The 16,081-nt window shown below is 66.4% G+C and carries 15 protein-coding genes and 2 pseudogenes; 5 read left to right on the forward strand and 12 right to left on the reverse strand.

From position 1 onward, the window contains the following. Complete coding sequence (locus tag AC5ZH6_RS23775; RefSeq protein WP_240524012.1) at window positions 1-921, reverse strand: metal ABC transporter solute-binding protein, Zn/Mn family; 921 nt, start codon at window positions 919-921, stop codon at window positions 1-3. Window positions 922-1,336: 415 nt separating this feature from the next. Here AC5ZH6_RS23775 and AC5ZH6_RS23780 point away from each other — a divergent pair, with 415 nt between their 5' ends. Further along, the gene (locus AC5ZH6_RS23780) at window positions 1,337-2,386 is read left to right on the forward strand and encodes an NAD(P)-dependent alcohol dehydrogenase (protein WP_020169857.1); all 1,050 of its coding nucleotides are present in this window, start codon (window positions 1,337-1,339) and stop codon (window positions 2,384-2,386) included. Between the two features lie 104 nt (window positions 2,387-2,490). On the opposite strand, the gene AC5ZH6_RS23785 is transcribed toward AC5ZH6_RS23780, so the two are convergent. The 3 genes from AC5ZH6_RS23785 to AC5ZH6_RS23795 all read right to left on the reverse strand — a co-directional run bounded on the left by AC5ZH6_RS23785 (window position 2,491) and on the right by AC5ZH6_RS23795 (window position 3,799). After that, window positions 2,491-2,967, reverse strand: a complete 477-nt coding sequence (locus AC5ZH6_RS23785; RefSeq protein ID WP_006367966.1) for a glutathione peroxidase — start codon at window positions 2,965-2,967, stop codon at window positions 2,491-2,493. A 139-nt stretch (window positions 2,968-3,106) separates the two neighbouring features. Next, the gene (locus AC5ZH6_RS23790) at window positions 3,107-3,286 is read right to left on the reverse strand and encodes a hypothetical protein (protein WP_079931026.1); all 180 of its coding nucleotides are present in this window, start codon (window positions 3,284-3,286) and stop codon (window positions 3,107-3,109) included. Between the two features lie 66 nt (window positions 3,287-3,352). Then, window positions 3,353-3,799 carry an Hsp20/alpha crystallin family protein gene (locus AC5ZH6_RS23795; protein WP_006367968.1) on the reverse strand — a complete coding sequence of 149 codons (447 nt, stop codon included), beginning with the start codon at window positions 3,797-3,799 and terminating at the stop codon, window positions 3,353-3,355. 180 nt (window positions 3,800-3,979) lie between these two features. Between AC5ZH6_RS23795 and AC5ZH6_RS23800 the strand changes: the two genes are divergently transcribed. Next, window positions 3,980-4,141, forward strand: coding sequence for a hypothetical protein (locus tag AC5ZH6_RS23800; protein ID WP_165776308.1), 162 nt, complete (start codon window positions 3,980-3,982; stop codon window positions 4,139-4,141). Here AC5ZH6_RS23800 and AC5ZH6_RS23805 read toward each other — a convergent pair. Next, on the reverse strand, window positions 4,090-4,569 hold the full coding sequence (locus AC5ZH6_RS23805) for a GAF domain-containing protein (protein ID WP_205741434.1): 480 nt from the start codon (window positions 4,567-4,569) through the stop codon (window positions 4,090-4,092). The two genes, AC5ZH6_RS23800 and AC5ZH6_RS23805, sit on opposite strands and share 52 nt — an antisense overlap. Window positions 4,570-4,718: 149 nt before the next feature. On the opposite strand from AC5ZH6_RS23805, the pseudogene AC5ZH6_RS23810 reads away from it, so the two are divergent. Continuing rightward, a pseudogene (locus AC5ZH6_RS23810) lies at window positions 4,719-5,863 on the forward strand (metallophosphoesterase). On the opposite strand, the gene AC5ZH6_RS23815 reads toward AC5ZH6_RS23810, so the two are convergent. Next, window positions 5,849-7,384 (reverse strand): APC family permease, encoded by a 1,536-nt coding sequence (locus AC5ZH6_RS23815; RefSeq protein WP_094601173.1) that lies wholly within the window; start codon window positions 7,382-7,384, stop codon window positions 5,849-5,851. The pseudogene AC5ZH6_RS23810 and the gene AC5ZH6_RS23815 overlap by 15 nt on opposite strands. Before the next feature lie 183 nt (window positions 7,385-7,567). On the opposite strand from AC5ZH6_RS23815, the pseudogene AC5ZH6_RS23820 reads away from it, so the two are divergent. Continuing rightward, a pseudogene (locus tag AC5ZH6_RS23820) lies at window positions 7,568-7,978 on the forward strand (DUF3995 domain-containing protein); the annotation flags it as partial. Between the two features lie 66 nt (window positions 7,979-8,044). On the opposite strand, the gene AC5ZH6_RS23825 reads toward AC5ZH6_RS23820, so the two are convergent. The 6 genes from AC5ZH6_RS23825 to AC5ZH6_RS23850 all read right to left on the reverse strand — a co-directional run bounded on the left by AC5ZH6_RS23825 (window position 8,045) and on the right by AC5ZH6_RS23850 (window position 13,364). Next, entirely contained in the window at window positions 8,045-8,548 is a 504-nt protein-coding gene (locus AC5ZH6_RS23825) for a flavin reductase family protein (RefSeq protein WP_020169853.1), read from the reverse strand. After that, window positions 8,545-9,042 (reverse strand): NAD(P)H-dependent oxidoreductase, encoded by a 498-nt coding sequence (locus tag AC5ZH6_RS23830; RefSeq protein WP_094601174.1) that lies wholly within the window; start codon window positions 9,040-9,042, stop codon window positions 8,545-8,547. Before AC5ZH6_RS23830 ends, AC5ZH6_RS23825 begins: the two co-directional genes overlap by 4 nt. Continuing rightward, window positions 9,039-10,193, reverse strand: coding sequence for an LLM class flavin-dependent oxidoreductase (locus AC5ZH6_RS23835; protein ID WP_020169851.1), 1,155 nt, complete (start codon window positions 10,191-10,193; stop codon window positions 9,039-9,041). The genes AC5ZH6_RS23830 and AC5ZH6_RS23835 overlap by 4 nt, the downstream gene beginning before the upstream one ends. Before the next feature lie 494 nt (window positions 10,194-10,687). Further along, complete coding sequence (locus AC5ZH6_RS23840; RefSeq protein WP_288336111.1) at window positions 10,688-11,698, reverse strand: zinc-binding metallopeptidase family protein; 1,011 nt, start codon at window positions 11,696-11,698, stop codon at window positions 10,688-10,690. Between the two features lie 163 nt (window positions 11,699-11,861). Next, window positions 11,862-12,728, reverse strand: coding sequence for a sulfurtransferase (locus tag AC5ZH6_RS23845; RefSeq protein WP_288336112.1), 867 nt, complete (start codon window positions 12,726-12,728; stop codon window positions 11,862-11,864). After that, window positions 12,729-13,364 carry a TetR/AcrR family transcriptional regulator gene (locus tag AC5ZH6_RS23850; protein WP_288336113.1) on the reverse strand — a complete coding sequence of 212 codons (636 nt, stop codon included), beginning with the start codon at window positions 13,362-13,364 and terminating at the stop codon, window positions 12,729-12,731. 218 nt (window positions 13,365-13,582) lie between these two features. Here AC5ZH6_RS23850 and AC5ZH6_RS23855 point away from each other — a divergent pair, with 218 nt between their 5' ends. Then, window positions 13,583-16,042 (forward strand): cytochrome P450/oxidoreductase, encoded by a 2,460-nt coding sequence (locus AC5ZH6_RS23855; RefSeq protein WP_288336115.1) that lies wholly within the window; start codon window positions 13,583-13,585, stop codon window positions 16,040-16,042. Window positions 16,043-16,081: the final 39 nt, after the last annotated feature.

Here is a 16,081-nt window from a genome sequence, read left to right on the forward strand (position 1 = left end):
TCAGAGTTTCTCGGTCGAGGTGCCGTCGGTGACGGCCTTGGACATGGCGTCGAGTTCGGCGGTCATCCACCGCTGGTAGGTGTAGCCGGTGGGCATCGTCTCGTATACGCCGACCACCGGAATGCCGTGTGACTTGGACAGTGCCAGATACTTGCTGGTGGTGTCGTCGGTGACCTGCTGGTTGTAGAGGAAGACCTTGACCTGCTTGCCGCTCAGCAGCGAATCCTGCAGCGTCGAGTCCTGAGGCGACGGGTCGGTGTCGTTCATGATCGCCGCCTGCAGCGTCCAGGGGGTCTTGATGTCGGTGCCTGCCGCCTGCAGCATGTAGTCGGCGACCGGTTCGGTGACGGCAACCGGTGTCGCGGGGTGGGTCTTGGCGAAGCTCGCCAGGGCGGTCAGCCAGGGCTGCAGCGAGGCGGTGAACGCCGCCGCGTTCTTCTCGAACTCGTCCTTGTGGGCGGGTTGCAGCGTGCCGAGATCGTCGGCGATGGCCTTGGCCACCGCGGGCATCGTCTTGGGGTCGTACCACAGGTGCGGATTGGGGGTGGAGTCCGGGAGTCCGAGCACCTGTTGCGCGACAACGACTTTACGCCCGTTGACCGGGGACGCCTGCTCGAGCTTGGACATGAAGTCGTCGTAGCCCAGCCCGTTCTGCACCACCAGTGTCGCGTCGCGGAGTTCCTTGGCCACTGCCGGGCTCGCCTCGTAGGTGTGCGGGTCGGTGTTGGGGTCGCTCATGATCGCCGAGACCGACACGTAGTGCCCGCCGACCTGCGAGAGCACGTCGGCGTACTCGTTCTCCGCCGCCACGGCGTGGATCGTCGAGTCCTCGGTCCCGCTCGACGAACTCGAACATCCTGCGATACCGATCATCACCGCCGCGGCAGCCACCGCCGCCACCGCCATTCTGCTGATGCGCACTCTCGATCCGTCCCGGGCTTCACGCCCTACTGGCAACGACAACCATTAACACGAGGAGGGTACGACGCGAACCGAGCGGCAGCCACCCCGTCGGGCGATTTGCGAAGAAGATCGTCTATCGGGCGATAAGTACCAGATGCGCTGGCGCGCATGAATTTTCACCGGGGATCGGACCCGGGCCGGGGCTCGGTGGGCGGTCGTCGTCGATCCCGACGGCCTTAGTGCCGCCATAGTGCCTCCCACCGTCTGGGCAATCACCGCATCACGGGCGATTACGGCTTTTCCGGTGGCGTGCGCTGCGAGTATGCGAGCGCGGCCATATGTGGAGCACAATGGATGGTGCAGGCAATCGATCAGAGCCGCGCCACTCCCCCGACATCCCCCGGGTTGCGGCGTGCGCTCGGGAAGGACACCCGTGACGACAACCGTCAACGCCTACATCGCCACCGCACCCGACCAGCCGCTGTCGAAGACCACCATCGAACGTCGGGACCTCGCGCCGCGCGACGTCCTCATCGACATCGCCTACGCGGGCATCTGCCACTCCGACATCCACACCGCCCGCAACGAATGGGGCGGCACCACCTACCCGGTGGTGCCCGGCCACGAGATCACCGGCACCGTCTCCGCGGTCGGTTCCGAGGTCACCCGGCACAAGGTCGGCGACCGCGTCGGCGTCGGCTGCTTCGTCCAGTCCTGCGGCGAGTGCGGCCCCTGCAAGGACGGCGACGAGCAGTACTGCGTGAAAGGTGCTGTGGGAACCTACAACTCCACCACCTACGAGGGCGAATTCACCCACGGCGGCTATTCACAGCAGGTCGTGGTGACCGAGGACTTCGTGCTGCGGATTCCCGACAGCCTGGAGCTGGACGTCGCCACTCCCCTTCTGTGTGCGGGCATCACGCTGTACTCGCCGTTGAAGCATTGGGGCGCCGGGCCGGGCAAGAAGGTCGCCATCATCGGCATGGGCGGGCTCGGGCACGTGGGCGTCAAGATCGCCCACGCCCTCGGCGCCGAGGTGACCGTGCTCAGCCAGTCGATGCGAAAAGAGGAGGACGGCAAGCGGTTCGGTGCAGATCACTATTACGCGACCAGTGACGAGTCGACCTTCCGCACGCTGCGCAACGAGTTCGATCTGATCCTGAACACGGTGTCGGTGAACCTTGACCTCAACCAGTACCTCTCGTTGCTCGCGGTCAACGGCACCTTCGTCGAACTCGGACTGCCCGAGCATCCCCTGCAGCTCAAGGCATTCCCGCTGCTGAACAATCGGCGGTCGCTGGCCGGTTCGATGGTCGGCGGGATCGCCCCGACCCAGGAGATGCTCGACTTCTGCGCCGAGCACGGCATCGGCGCAGAGATCGAGACGATCAGCGCCGACGGGATCAACGAGGCATACGATCGCGTCGTCGACAGCGACGTGCGCTACCGCTTCGTCATCGACGCGGCGACCTTGGCCGACTGATCTGCCGCATCGCGACCGCGTCAGGGAAAACAATTGCGGGGCAACGGTTCACACCGGTGCCCCGCAGTTGTCGTACCAGGAATTCTTGTTCGGTGCGCCGCCGGTCAGAGCACTTTGTCGATGTCGTCGGTGAGCTTCTCCGGCTTGACCGTCGGCGCGAACCGCGCCACCACCGCACCCGACTTGTCGACGAGGAATTTGGTGAAATTCCATTTGACCCGGCTGCCCAGGATTCCCGACTTCTGTTGGCGCAGCCACTGATACAGCGGATGGGCGTCGTCGCCGTTGACGTCGACCTTGGCGAACATCGGGAAGGTCACGTCGTAGGTCAACGAGCAGAAGTTCTTGATTTCGTCCTCGTCACCGGGCTCCTGGTGGGCGAACTGGTCACACGGGAATCCGAGGACCACCAGCCCCTGGTCGGCGTACTCGCGGTGCAACTTCTCCAGACCCTGGTACTGCGGGGTGAATCCGCATTTGGAGGCGGTGTTCACGATGAGCAGCGGATGGCCGCGATAAGTGCTCAGATCGACGGGATTGCCATCGATATCGGTGGCGGTGAAGTCGTAGGCAGTGGTCACGAGATCCCCCGGGGTCGTATGTCGGTGACGTCACATCGAGCCTACGCCCGCCGGTTCATACGGCGATGGCGGTGGCGACACCGTTGTCGGTGACGCCACCGCCATCGATTACCGCGTCGGCGACACGGGCTCCGTGTGCTCAGCGCGAACCGGGCGTGCGCTGCTCGCCGGGGATCAGCTCCTCCTCCGTGTCGGGACCGTCATCGTGGGGCGTGTACGGATACTCGTCGACGCCGGAGTCGTCGGTGACCTCGACGGTCTGCTCCACCCAGTCGGCCTCGTCGGCCTTCGGAATCGGTTCTTGCGCGGGCATGTTCATCACAACCTCCTGCGTTGTCCTCGGTTCCCCGGCCGGCCATGGGTTGCCTCGGCCCGACCGCTTGTCTCAGCCCGATGTTCCGGCCGCGATCGCGTGCGGATCGCTCTTGGTCTCGACGGCGATCTTGCGCGGCTTGGCCTCCTCTGCGAGCGGGATGCTCACATGCAGCACACCGTTGTCGTAGGTCGCCGAGATGCGCGCCGGGTCGATGCCGTCGCCCAGGGTGATCTGGCGGCGATAGCTCCCCGAGAACCGCTCACTGGCCAGCCATTGCACTCCGTCGTCGGACGGGGCGCTGCGCTGCGCCGAGAGGGTCAGCACGCCGTTGTCCACGTTGACGTCGATCGATCCGGGATCGGCGCCGGGCATGTCGGCGATCAGCATGTAGTGATCGCCGACCTTGTACAGATCCAGCGGCATGAACCGCGGGGCGCGCTGACTACCGACCATCGAGCCGGTCATCAATCCACGAGCAAGCGCGTCGACATCACTGAACGGATCAAAACGAAGCACAGCACTCACCTCCTGAAGACCAGGCTGCCTGCCACCCTTTGACAGGCAGCTCTCACGCTGTACGGGTCCCAATATAACCCCGCTGCGCGCGCTCGTCTAGCACTCGAAGCAAAAGAGTGCTAATAGTCTTCAACGACGTCGTCATCGATCGTCTCACGGCGAAAAGACAAGGAGGACAGCATGACCGACCGTGAACACGATGCACCCGCCCGCACCGACGTGGTGTGGCCCGAGCCGTCGCCGCTGTCGACCTGGTGGTCGACGGTGATGGCGACGCCGGTGCGCGGCGATCACCGCAACGAGTCGACGAAGACCGCCGCGATGGCCTCCAGTCCGCGCTGATCCTCGGCGGTGAAACGCTCCGGTACCGGGCTGTCGAGGTCGAAGACACCGATCAACTCGTCGTCGGCGCCGACGAGGGGCACGACGAGTTCCGAGCGGCTCTGCGCGTCGCAGGCGATGTGGTCGGGGACCGCGTGGACATCGGCGACGCGCTGCGTCGTGCGGGTGCGTGCCGCTGCGCCGCACACTCCGCGGTCGAGACCGATACGCACGCAGGCGGGCTTGCCCTGGAACGGCCCGACGACCAGCTCGGTACCGTCGAAGAAGTAGAAACCGACCCAGTTCAGCTGAGGCAGTGAGTGATACACCAGCGCTGAGATATTGGCCGCGTTGGCGATACGGTCGTGCTCGCCGGCGACAAGGCCTGCTGCGGCCTCGGCGAGCTCGGTGTAGGTGCCGGTCTGGGCGGTCGCGATGTCGAAGCTCATCACTCCATCATGGACTCCGCCCGGATGGTTCCGGGTGATGTTGTACCCGGATGCCGGGCATAAGATCACCCGCGATCCGAACTGGTGAGCGTGCGGGAACGGATGAGCACTTCGCACCCGTTCTGCGGTAGTGTTCGCGGCAACTTGCCATGATTGTCTTCTTCGCCGCATTTCTCGCGCTCATCACCTTCTGGCTGCATCGTCGCCTCGTGCGGGCCACAGCGCTGCCGCGCCCCTGGTCGGTGATCGCCGACGCCCTGCTCGTCGCGTTCTGGGCGTTGGCCGTCGTCGGTATCGCCACCGGGCGCGGATTGAATCCCTCGACCTTTCGTCCCCTGGCGTGGCTCGGGCTGACCTGGCTGGCGACGGTGTTGTACCTGGTGCTCGGGTTGGCGGTGGTCGGTATCGGCGCGTTCATCTGGCGGCTGGTCATCCGGCGGTCATCGAGTGAACTCGCCGAGCCGAGACGCCGGCGCCGCCTGCAGGCGGTCCGCGCGGCGACCGGGGCCGTGGCCGTCACAGCCGTCGCACTCACCGCGTACGGGGTGGTCGAGGCGGCCGACCCGCGGGTCACCCACACCGAGATCCGACTCGCCGACCTCCCCGAATCCTTCGACGGCACGCGGGTGGCGCTCATCTCCGATCTGCACGTCGGACCGGCCCGCGACGGCGACTTCACCCGGCGCGTCGTCGACCTGGTCAACACGCAGCGGCCGGACCTGATCGCGATCGCCGGTGACCTCACCGACGGAACGGTCGCCGAACTCTCCGGCGATCTCGCACCGTTGACCGCACTTCGCGCACCACTCGGGGTGTTCGGGGTCAGCGGCAATCACGAGTTCTACAGCGACGACGGCGGACGATGGCTCGACGAGTGGGAGCGGGTGGCGTGACCACGCTGCGCAACCAGCGAGTCGCCGTCAGCCGCGCCGGCGCGACGATCGACGTGGTCGGCATCCACGACCACAGCGCGCCCGAACCGTACCGGCCCGACCTGGCGGGCGCGCTGGCCGGCAGTGACCCGCAACGCTTTCGCCTGCTGCTCGCCCACGAACCCCGACAGGCACTGCAGGCCTCGGATCTCGGTGTGGATCTGCAACTCTCGGGTCACACTCACGGCGGTCAGATCTGGCCCATCCGCTATCTGGTGCCGCTGCAGCAGCCGTCGGTCGAGGGCCTCGACCGGGTCGGCGAGACGACGCTGTACACGACGCGCGGCGCCGGCGCCTGGGGCCCACCGGTGCGGGTCGGTGCGCCACCCGAGGTGGCGATCCTCACGCTACGACGCGGGTGACCCCTCGGCCCGGACCGACGAATCCCGGTTCGCACGAGCCAGATTGGAGTGCGTGCGGCCGTAGAAGAAGTAGATACCCAAACCGATCACCAGCCAGACCACGAACCGTATCCAGGTCTCGATCGCAAGGTTCACCATCAGCGCGGCGCAGCAGATCGCCGAGATGATCGGCAGTACCGGCGACCACGGAACCCGGAACGGACGCTTCATCTCCGGTTGGGTTCGGCGCAGGACGGGGACGGCGACGGACACGACCAGGAATGCAAAAAGCGTACCGATGGAGACCATCTCGGCAAGCGCGGAGAGCGGGACGAAGGCACCGAGGAGCACGACGACCGCGGTGGTCAGCATCGTGATGCGGTACGGCGTCTGCCATTTCGGGTGAATCTTGCCGGCCGAGTGCGGCACCAGACCGTCACGGGCGAGCGCGAACCCGATCCGCGACATACCGACGATGTCGACGAGGATCACCGACGTCAGGCCGGCGACCGCAGCGATACCGACGAGCACGCCCGCCCAGCTCAAGCCCACCTGATTGAACGCATCCGAGAGCGGCGCACCCTCACTGAGGTCGGTGTAGTGCACCATGCCGACCACGACGAAACACACCCCCACGTAGAGCACCGTGCAGATGAGCAGGGTGCCGAGTAATCCACGGGTCATGGCGCGGGCCGGATTCTTGGTCTCCTCCCCGAGATTCGCGACGATCTCGAATCCGCTGTAGGAGAAGAACACGACCGCCGAGGCGAACAGCACCCCGGCCACACCGAACGCCGTCGCCTCGACGCCGGTGGCCCACTGCCACAACGGTTGTCTCAACCCGCCGTCGCCGCCGGTCGGCTGCGCAGGCGGAATGAACGGGGTGTAGTTGGCGGCCTTGATGAAGAACAACCCGGCGATGATGATGAACACGCAGATGCTCACCTTGAGATACACCAAAGCGTTGGTCAGCCAACCGGATTCCTTGATGCCGATGGTGGCGACCACGCCGAGCACCAGAGCGATCGCCACCGCTCCGAGGTTGACCGTCGAACTCTCGCCGAAGAAGGTCGTCGGCAGATTGAACACATCCTGCAGATATCCGGACCAGCCGCGCGAGACCACCGCCGCGCCGAGGGCGAACTCCAGGATGAGGTCCCAGCCGATGATCCAGGCGATGATCTCGCCGAGCGTGGTGTAGGCGTAGGTGTAGGACGATCCCGCGGTCGGTACCGCCGAAGCCAGCTCGGCGTAACAGAATGCGGCGAACAACGCGATCACACCGGCCACGACGAACGAGATCATGATCGCGGGACCGGCGTTGTTCTTGGCCTGCACGCCGGTGAGGGTGAAGATGCCGGTGCCGATGACCATTCCGACGCCGAACCCGATCAGGTCACGGGTCCGCAGCGCCTGCTTGAGTCGCCCGCCCTCGAGCTGATGCCCCTCATCGTTCTGGTGGATGACCGTATCGACCGACTTCTTCCGGAAGATCCCCCGGCTCTGCGTCCTTGGTCTCTCGGTCGACGGTCTCTCAGTCATCGCTCGACGGTAACCCGCCGCCGGGGTTGACGTCACCGAACACGCCGTGGGCGGCGTATCGCGCCATACGAATCCGACATGGCCCGACTCACGCACTCGGGGTTGACCCCGACAACGATTCCGGGGTGCGATCCCGGGGTTCGACCGGATGTGCCACGGTGGGCATCGGCCGAGGATGAGTGCATGACAGCACGCGCGTCCACCGCTCTGGGTATCGCCGCCGTCCTCGGTCTCGTTCACGCCGGGGCCAGTATCTACTGGGGTCTGGGTGGCGACGCTCTGCTGAACACTGTCGGGCAGACTGCGGACAGAATCTCCGAGGGCCAATTCGCCGACGGCCGTTGGCTGTTGGTCCTCATCGGGATGGCCAAGGCAGTTCTGGCCATGGCACCCGCACTGACGGCTCGGCGACCAGGCGCCGGCGTGCTTCGGCCCGGCTACTGGCTGGGTGCCACGGCGCTGATCGCCTGGGGCGCCATCAACACCACCACGGCGGGGCTGCTGCTCCTCGGAGTGTTACCGCGGCCCGAGCCGTTCGACAGCGCGGCGGCCGTCGGCCACGCACTGCTCTGGGACCCACTGTTTCTCGCGTGGGGTGTGGCGTTGGCGGCCGGAATGTGGCTCACCGCACCGGCGGTGACCGATCTGCGGCGCCTCGAGTCACGCGGTGGTGGCGAGCCGACCGAATCCGCTGCGGTGGAAGATGAGCGGGCTGCCGGTCTCGGGGTGGTCGACGCCGTGCAGCTCAAGCAGGACGATGATGTGGTCACCGGCCTCGACCTCGCGATAAACAGTGCAATCGAATTGCGCGAGACCGTCATCGAGGGTGACAGCCCCTTCGTCGGACGCGTTGAGGAGTACCCCGTCGAATCGCTGGGCCACCGGACCGGCGAGCTGGCGGCAGAGGACGTCCTGATGGTCGGCGAGCACGGTGACCCCGAGATGATCGGCGCGACGCAGATCCGGCCAGGTCTTCGAGGTGTTCGCGATCGACACCGACACCAGCGGCGGATCGAGGCTGACACTGGTGAACGAGCTCGCGGCCAGACCGATCACCACGCCGTCGACCTCCGCGGCCACCGCGACGACGCCGGTGGGAAAGATCCCGAACGCCTTGCGAAGTCGCGCGGCGTCGAGGTCCTGGTTGGTTCGGAAGCCGCTCACGCATGCACCTCCAGCAATCGGGATACGACCGGCGCGGTTGCCGCCAACCAGTCGGCGTACGCCTCCGGATCGTCATGGCGGGAATCGACGACGTAGAGCCCGCGACCGGGGACGGTCCCGCCGATCTCGGTCAACACCGGCCGCAAGGTCAGCTCGGGTGCAAGCGAGTGCGCGGGCGAACCACCGAGCATGAGGGGAATCGCGATACCGGAAAGCCCTGTGCCACCGGCGAACCGATCGAGGAACAGTTTGAGCAGTCCGGTGTAGGCGGCCTTGTAGGTCGGGCTGGCGAACACGACGAGATCGGCGGCGCCGACCTGCGTCACCAGCTCGCCGATCCCCGGGTCGGACCAGTCGAGAATCGCCGTACCGAGGGTCGCGAGGTCGACGACGAGATCGGGTGCGCCACCGGCGAGTTGGGTGGCCACAAACGTCGCGGCATCCAGGGTTCGACTGGCCGGCTTGGGATTTCCGACGACGACGGCCGTCGTCACGAGGCCGACACCGCTTTGACCGGCGCACCGAAGGGCACTGCGGCGCGAGCGGCGCGCGGCGGCGCCGGATGCTCCCACAGTCCACGACGGGTCAGCTCCGGCAGCACGCCCTCGCCGAACCAGTACGCCTCCTCGAGGTGCGGATACCCCGACAACACGAACTCGTCGATACCCACGTCGCGGTAGGCCTCGATGAGGTCGGCGATCTCGGTGTAGGAACCGACCATCGCCGTACCCGCCCCACCGCGCACCAGGCCGACACCGGCCCACAGATTCGGATAGATCTCCAGGCCGTCCTTGGAACCCTTGTTGAGTGCGAGCATCCGCTGCTGACCTTCCGACGCCGAGCGCTTCAGACCGGCCTGGATGCGGGCGATGTCCTCGGCGGAGATGTTCTCCAGCAACCGATCCGCCTCGGCCCACGCCTCTTCCGAGGTCGCGCGGGCGATGGTGTGCAACCGGATGCCATAGGTCAGTTCCCGCCCCTGCTCTGCGGCCGCCCGACGAACGCGCGCGATCTTCTCGGCCACCGCCTCGGGCGGTTCACCCCAGGTGAGGTAGACGTCGGCGTGGTTGGCGGCCACCGCAATTCCGGCCGCCGACGAACCACCGAAGTAGATCTCGGGAAGCGGGTCCGGGATCTGATGCAGGGTCGCGTTCTCCACCGAGAGGTACTTACCCTCGAAGGTCAGCGTCTCCCCGGTCCACAGGCGACGGACGATCTCGAGGAACTCGTCGGCGCGGGCGTAGCGCTCCTCCTTGGTGCTGAAGTCACCGAACATGGCCTGCTCGGCATCCTCACCACCGGTCACCACATTCAGCAGCAGGCGTCCGCCGGACAGATTCTGGAAGGTACCGGCCATCTGCGCGGAGAGGAACGGAGCGGTGACACCGGGCCGGAAGGCCACCAGGAACTTCAGCCGATCGGAGACGCTGCTGAGCATGGCCGTCGAGACCCATGCGTCCTCGCACCAGGCCCCGGTCGGGGTGAGCGCCGCGGAGAAGCCGAGCTGTTCGGCACTGCGCGCGATCTGTCCGAGGTAGGGCACCGACGCCGGCCGCGACGAGGCCTGCGCCACCACCCCGTGGCCGCCGCCGACCACCGTCCGACCGTCGCCGCCGTTGGTGGGGAGAAACCAATGAAACTTCACGCCTGATCAATCCACTTCCGAATCGGGGATACCGTGCACAACCACACCATTGCACCCGACCTGCTCGGCTCACCCAAGAGTTTTCCGCGCGGTGAGTCAATCCCTGCGGCCCGGCGACCCGAGGGGCTACCGGGTGACCCACCCGTCCCGGTGGTCGAGGTGCGCACTCCCACCTACGCACCACCCCACCCGCCAACCCGTGCGACGAACGCTCCCATGCCGGTGGTCGAGGCGCACGCCCAGCCGACGTGCGACGCACCCATTCCCGGTGGTCGAGGTGCGCAGGAGCGCCAGCGACGGAGCCTCGAGACCTCTTGCACCGGTGCTGGTTTCGAGTTTCAGCCTCGCGTTCAGGGGTCTCGAGACGCATCGTGCTCGCTGCGCTCGCGCGAGGCTCCTCGACCACCGAAGAGAAAAGGACCGGCTCCTTGCCCACCGGGGAAAGGGACCCACTCCTCGACCACCGGAGAAGGACCACCGGGGGAAGGGACCACTCAGTCGTCGGAGGTGATCAGTTCGTGGATGAACTCCATCTTCTCCAGGACCTTCGGCGGCAGCACGAAGGGATAGAGATCCTGATGGCCCATCGAGCGGTTGATCTGGTTGAGCGCCCAGGTCAGCGGCAGCCACCATTCGATGATGCGATCGAAGCCCACCTGACCGGGGAGGTCGGCGTCGAGAGTGGCGCCGGCCGGGGCCAGGGCGAACGCGGCCGCCGTGTCGAGGGTGTCGCGGATGTGGAGGTAGTGGGCGAAGGTCTCGGCCCAGTCCTCGGCCGGATGCATGGTCGCATAGGACGAGACGTAGTCGTCCTTCCAGTTCTCCGGCGGCCCGTCGCCGTAGTGGCGATCGAGCGCGGCCTGATAGTCCTCGTCGGGATCACCGAACAGTACCTCGTAGCGCCCGCGATTGGGGCCGTCACCGACGAGCACCATCTGATAGAAGTGGCCGATCTCGTGGCGGAAGTGGCCGATGAGGGTGCGGTAGGGCTCGTCCATCGACACCCGCAGCTGTTCGCGGTGCACATCGTCACCCTCGGCGAGGTCGAGGGTGACCACACCGTTGGCGTGGCCGGTGATGACCTGTTGGGTGGCGCTGGAGAGCAGGTCGAAGGCCAGGCCGATCTCCGGGTCCTCGTCCTTGCCGAAGATCGGCAGCTGCAGTTCGTCGAGTTCGACGATGACGCGTCGCTTGGCGAGTTCGGCCTCGGCGAACGCGGCCATGGAGTCGGTGTCGGAGTCGTCGGGACGGGTGCGGGTCAGCCGGCACGACTCGCATAGCGCGGGCAACCCCTCACCGATCTCGACGAGCCAGTTGCACGCTGCGACGCCACTGTTGGCGCAGCGACCGATCAGCGCGTCGTCGACCTGCGCCTGCTCCTTGTCGTCGAGGACCTGGATGGTTCGGGAGGGCAGATGGAAGCCCAGCTTGCTCTCGCAGTTCAGACACAGCGAGTTCTCGAAAATCAGCTGCTGGCCGCATTTACGGCAGTGGAAATCGCGCAACGTTGCACTCCTTGGGTGAATTCGAGCTCGTGGATCGCGGGGTCGCGTGGATCTCAGATTGGCCCGGGTGCGGCCCCCGCACATGCTCGACGCGGACCTGGCCCATCGATCGTTCTGTCGGAACACATGGCCCAATGTGCACATGTGAGTGCCCGACATCACACTACGGAGTGGGGCCCACCGCCGCAGGCAACTCCGGATCGGCGGACCACTGCGACCACGACCCCGGGAACAAGGCGCCCGAGAACCCGGCGATGGCCAGCGCCGCGAGCTCGTGCGCGGCGTTGATTCCCGATCCACAGTAGGCGATGATCTGCGCATTCTCGGTGACCCCGGCTGCGGTGAACCGTTCGCGCAGTTGTTCGGGTGACAGGAACCGCCCGTCGTCGGCGAGATTCCCGGCCGTCGGAACGCTGACGGCGCCGGGCACATGTCCGGCGCGAGGATCCATCGGTTCGGTCTCCCCGCGATACCGTTCGCCGGCGCGGGCGTCGAGGATGACCACGTCGTCGCGGCCGTCCCGGATCTCCGCGGACAGTCGCGCGACCTCGTCGAGCGACACGTGCGGGAGGTCGCCGCCGGTCAGGGTGACGGTGCCGGGACGCGCGGCGGTGTCGCCGGCGGAGACACGCATCCCGGCCGACCGCCAGGCGTCGAGCCCGCCGTCGAGCATCCTGACGTCGAGGTGTCCGGCCCAGGTCAGCAACCACCATGCGCGGGCCGCCGCCAGGTTGCCGATGTCGTCGTACACCACCACCGGCGACGTGTCGTCCACACCCCAACGTCGTGCGGCGTCCTGCAGGCGATCCGACGACGGCAGCGGATGGCGCCCGAGTTCGGCCGACGGCGGGTCGGCCAGTTCGGAATCGAGATCGACGTAGACGGCTCCGGGGATGTGGCCCTCCCGATACCGGTCACGCCCATCGGTCCGCCCCAGCGCCCAGCGGACGTCGAGGATCACCGGCGGACGGTTCGAGAGCATCTCCTCGGTCAGTGCGTCGACGTCGATCAGGTTCTGCGCCATGAACATTCACTCCTCTGTCGTCGGGGTGGCACCCGACTTCGTTTCGCCGCCGCGGGCCGCGATGACCGCGGGGGCCATGACCGCAGCGAGGTCGGCGGCGACATCGCGGTCGCTCTCGGGCGGCATCGCCACGTAGCTCAGCGCCATGCGCGTGATTGCCCGCGCGATACGCACGGCGTCGTCGGCGGCGAGCCCGAGCCACGAGGTGGTGAGCATGTCGGTGAGACGCGCGCTCGCGGTCGTGATCAGCGGCGCGGCATCGGTGGTGATCAGCCGCAGCAGATCCGGCTTGGCCTCACCACGCTGCAGCGAGGTGATGAGCGGGTCGGCCGCGGCCACGGCGAAGAAGGCGGCGAACGCATCGTGCAGCGCGCCGTGGATATCGTGTGGGCGCTCGGCGACAGTCGACGCGACGATGCCGGCGAATTCCGTGGCCAAGCGCATCGCATACGCCTGCGCCAGACCGTGGCGGGAACCGAACTCGTTGTACACGGTTTGCCGTCCGACGCCCGACGTCCGGGCGACGTCGGCCATCGTGATCGACGGCCAGTCCTTGTCGACCAGCAGATCCCGCAGACCGTCGAGCAGAGTTGTGCGCAGGAGCGCCCTACTCGCCTCCGCATAGGTCTGTCGGGTGGTCACCTCGACGAGGTTACCGAGCCGGCCGGCGTGCCCATCGCGAGAGTCGAGGTCACGCGGGCCGGTACGAATTCCGAGCGACGGTCTCATCGATCCCCTGTCGATGGCCGAGTCCGACCCGGATTCGACCTCAAGACAAATTATGTCAATTTGTCTCCAGTACAGACAATCACTCTGTTATTGTCGGGCAACACCGAAACCCAGCGAAAGCGATGGTTGTCATGCGCGTTGTCGATCGACTCATCAACAAAGCCCAGGCAGTGGTTCCGATGGACCGCCAAATCCAGGGCCTGCATCTGTTCCAGCGCGCCAAGAGGCTGATGGTGGACGATGGCCGGCCACGCTTCGAGGCGTCGGAGATCCCCGACGTTGCGGACCTGGATCTCACCGAGATCGACGTCAGCAATCCGTTCCTGTGGCGTCAAGGACAGTGGCAGCCCTACTTCAGGAGGCTGCGAGACGAAGCGCCCGTGCACTTTCGGGCCGACAGCGCTTTCGGCCCATTCTGGTCGGTGACCCGCTACGACGACATCGTCACCGTCGACAAGGACTTTCAGACCTTCTCTGCCGAACCCCAGATCATTCTCGGCGAGCCGCCCGAAGGACTCGATATCGAGATGTTCATCGCGATGGACCCGCCGCGCCACGACCAGCAACGCGCCGCGGTTCAGGGCGTTGTCGCTCCGCAGAATCTGGAGGAGATGGAGGGCCTGATCCGTTCGCGGGTCCAGGATGTCCTGGACGCGCTGCCGGTGGGTGAGCCGTTCGACTGGGTCGACCGGGTCAGTGTGGAACTGACCTCACGGATGCTGGCCACGCTGCTGGACTTCCCGTACGAGGACCGACGCAAGCTGGTGCAGTGGACCGACTTGGTGGCCACCAGTGCATCGGCCACCGGCGGGGTCAACAACACCGATGAGATCTATCGGGGCGCCGCCGACATGGCGCGGAGTTTCAGCGCACTGTGGCACGACAAGGCGGCTCGTCTGGCGGCGGGCGAGAAGCCCGGGTACGACCTGATCACACTCATGCAGCTCTCCGAAGACACCAACGACCTGATCAACCGCCCGATGGAGTTCCTCGGCAACCTCGTGTTATTGGTCGTGGGCGGTAACGACACCACACGCAACTCGATGACCGGCGGTGTGCTCGCGCTCAACCAGTTCCCGGAAGAGTTCGACCGCCTTCGCACCAACCCTGGGCTCGTGCCGAAGCTGGTCCACGAGATCCTTCGATGGCAGACCCCGCTGGCTTACATGCGTCGGGTCGCCACACGCGACACCGTGTTGAACGGCCAGTTCATCCGTCAGGGCGACAAGGTGGTGATGTGGTACGCCTCGGCGAACCGGGACGAACGCACCTTCGACGACCCGGACAGCTTCGTGATCGACCGGCGCAATGCCCGCCACCACCTGGCCTTCGGGATCGGTACGCACCGGTGCATGGGGAGCCGGCTGGCGGAGTTGCAGTTGCGCATTCTGTGGGAGGAACTGCTGACCCGATTCGACGACATCGAGGTTCTCGCGGAGCCGGAGCGCGTGCAGTCGAACTTCGTGCGGGGTTACAGCTCGATGATGGTGCGCCTCACCCCGATCGGCGGTCGGCGGCCGGAGCCGGGCCCCTACCGCACACATCCACGCGAGGCCGGCGACAACGACTCTGCAGCAAGCGGTTCGGCGGCAGGCAGTTCAACTCCCATGCCCGCACGGCCATCTCGTGGAAACCGTGGTGCAGCAATGCAGACGCTCGATCTGCGGGTGGCCCGCCGGCGGACCGCGGCCGAGGATGTCGTCGAGCTCACCCTGACCGATCCCACCGGCGGTTCGCTACCCGCCTGGACCCCGGGTTCGCACGTCGAGCTCCTGTTGCGTCCGGGGATGTCGAAGCACTACTCCCTGTGCGGAAATCCCGCGGACCGATCGTCATGGACCGTCGCGGTTCTGCGTGAACGCAACGGTCGCGGCGGATCCGAGTTCGTTCACGACGAGCTGGCCGAGGGGTCGCACCTGCAGGTCAGGGGTCCCCGCAACCACTTCCCGCTCGTCGGCTCACCGCGATATCGGTTCATCGCCGGCGGCATCGGCATCACCCCGATACGCACCATGATCGCGGCAGCCCAGGCGGAAGGGGCCGAATGGAACCTGTTGTACTGCGGTCGGTCTCGGGACTCAATGGCATTTCTCGACGAACTGGGGTCCAACGATCGGGTGACGGTCTGGGCCGGCGACGAACACAGCGAGCGGTTCGATCTCGACGCGATCCTCGGCGAGCCGCGGGCCGACACCCTGGTCTACTGCTGCGGACCCGCCGCGCTGATGGACGCCGTCGAGGAGAAGTGCGCAGCATGGCCGGACGGGAGCCTGCACCTCGAGCGGTTCGTGGCCGCGACCGGCGACGCACCCGAGGGCGCACTCGACTCCTTCGAGGTGGAGTGCGCGGTCTCGGGGGTGACTGTCACTGTCGAACAGGGCACGACGATCTTCGCCGCGGTCGAGGAGGCCGGTGTCGACGTCATCGGGTCGTGCATGGAAGGAATCTGCGGTACATGTGAGGCCGACGTTCTCGGCGGCGCCCCCGACCATCGCGACTCCGTGCTGTCACGTGCCGAACGCGAACGCGGCGACACGATCATGACCTGCGTCTCCCGATCACTCTCGCCGAAGCTGGTGCTCGACCTGTAGAACTCTGCAGCGTCAACCAGAGGTCACCTCCGGGCAGAC

The sequence above is a fragment of the Gordonia sp. YC-XJ4 genome (genome assembly GCF_059511865.1).